Here is a 317-nt window from a genome sequence, read left to right on the forward strand (position 1 = left end):
GCTCTCGCTCGCGATGGCTTCCATCGTCTGCGCGCTGCCGCTGGTGCTGCCCCTGGTCTATTTCATGATGAAACGGTTGTCGCGATGAAGCTGCCCACACTCCGCGAAGTCGGCACCGAAGCCAAACTGCTGCTGATCGGCATTCCCGTGTTCATCTGGACCATGGTGCCGATCTACCACATGTTCCTGTTCGCGATCTCGCCGAAGGAAGATGCGTTCTCCGGCAAACTCTGGCCTGATCATCCGACGCTGAACAATTTCAGCATCGTGTTCCACCAGCAGCATTATTTCCTGCGCGATTTCTGGATCCAGTTCTT

General features: G+C 56.2%; 2 pseudogenes. Both read left to right on the top strand.

Annotation, left to right across the window (positions count from 1 at the left end):
- A pseudogene (locus KJQ96_RS38980) lies at positions 1–88 on the top strand (sugar ABC transporter permease); the annotation flags it as partial.
- A pseudogene (locus KJQ96_RS38985) lies at positions 85–317 on the top strand (carbohydrate ABC transporter permease); the annotation flags it as partial. The pseudogenes KJQ96_RS38980 and KJQ96_RS38985, both read left to right, overlap by 4 nt.

The sequence above is a fragment of the Bradyrhizobium sp. sGM-13 genome (assembly GCF_018398875.1).
Taxonomy (GTDB): Bacteria; Pseudomonadota; Alphaproteobacteria; order Rhizobiales; family Xanthobacteraceae; genus Bradyrhizobium.